Origin of the sequence: Streptomyces sp. Ncost-T10-10d (assembly GCF_900091955.1) — a bacterium.
In the GTDB taxonomy this organism is placed as follows: Bacteria; Actinomycetota; Actinomycetes; order Streptomycetales; family Streptomycetaceae; genus Streptomyces.
This window is the reverse complement of record NZ_FMDF01000195.1, coordinates 1-1,160: the sequence shown is the minus strand read 5'-3', so window position 1 is coordinate 1,160 and position 1,160 is coordinate 1. Positions and strand designations below refer to the sequence as shown.

Sequence of the window (1,160 nt, the reverse complement as noted above, 5' to 3'; positions counted from 1 at the left end):
CTTGTGTCCCCCGGTGTCCTTGAGGAGATCCAGGCGTACGGCCTTCGCCGCGTTCTGCGCGTGCTCGGCGGCTTCCAGGTCGCCCTCGCAGTACGCGTTCGTTGCTTCGACCGCTCCCAGGACGGCCGCCTCGATGCGTTCGGCCATCGCCTTGAAATCCTTCTGGCGCTCTCCGAGGTACTCGCCCAGTGCCGCGGCCACCGGCCCCATCGCCTTTTGCGACAACGGCGTCTTCCCCGGTGCCACCGGGCCCTGCAGAGGCGTGGCGGCCTGCGAACCCGGCACGGCCGTACCCGCCGCCTGCGCAGCCTCCGACATAGTTGCCATCAGTGCGGTCAGGGCCTTCTCCAGGTCCCCGGCATGCGTACCGGTGACCTTCAACTGGCCCTGCACCCCCTGCGGTCTGATGTCCCACGCCACCATGCGAAAGCCCCCCTGTACGCGCGCTGATCCGTCTCGTCGTCACCACTCGACCGGTGCCGGTGCCTCACGCTCGGATTTCCGACAGTGGAACAACCGTTCGCCTGGCTATCTCTATCAACCGGGCATCGCTGGTGCAATCAGCAAATCGGCAACCGGCCAACTATGGCCAGTGCGTGACGTGGCGTCGGGTGTCGCCACATGGCCGACCGGACGCCGCATCAGGCGTTTGCAGTCACCGATGGATGCTGTTCACCCCTGCCGCAGCGCGAACCACAGCTCCGTCCGTACGTCCATGTCGTCCAGGTCCGCGTCCAGCAGCGTCGCGCAGCGGGCGATGCGTTGGCGGACCGTGTTGCGGTGGACCTGGAGGGCTGTTGCCGTGCGGTCCCAACTGCCGTGCAGGCTCAGCCAGCAGCGCAGGGTCTCGGTCAGGGGCTCGGTGAGCGGGGCGAGGAGGGCGCGGGCGTGGGCCTCCGCCTGGTCGGGAGGGATCAGGGCGGCCAGGCCGGCTCCGGTGCCGGTGTGGTGGTGGGCCAGCGGGGTGCGGGTGGCCACGGCGCGGCCCAGGGCGCGGGACGCCTGGCCGTCGGCGAGGTCGAGTGCCGTGATGGGTGCGGGGGAGGAGGCGCCGAGCGTCCAGCCGGGCTGCGGGGTGATCCGTTCGCCGCCGGGGATCAGCACCCTGACGGCGTCGCCGCCCCGGCCCGCGTCGACCAGGGCCGAGCCCAGAGCGGCGC

Annotated in this window: 2 protein-coding genes; both read right to left on the bottom strand. The window is 70.8% G+C overall.

What is annotated here, in order from left to right:
- Nucleotides 1-423 (bottom strand): DUF6507 family protein (locus tag GA0115254_RS34330; RefSeq protein WP_093899172.1); only part of this gene is annotated, 423 nt, incomplete at its 3' end.
- Between the two features lie 249 nt (nucleotides 424-672).
- A partial coding sequence (locus GA0115254_RS34325) for a helix-turn-helix domain-containing protein (protein ID WP_141720964.1) occupies nucleotides 673-1,160 on the bottom strand: 488 nt, incomplete at its 5' end.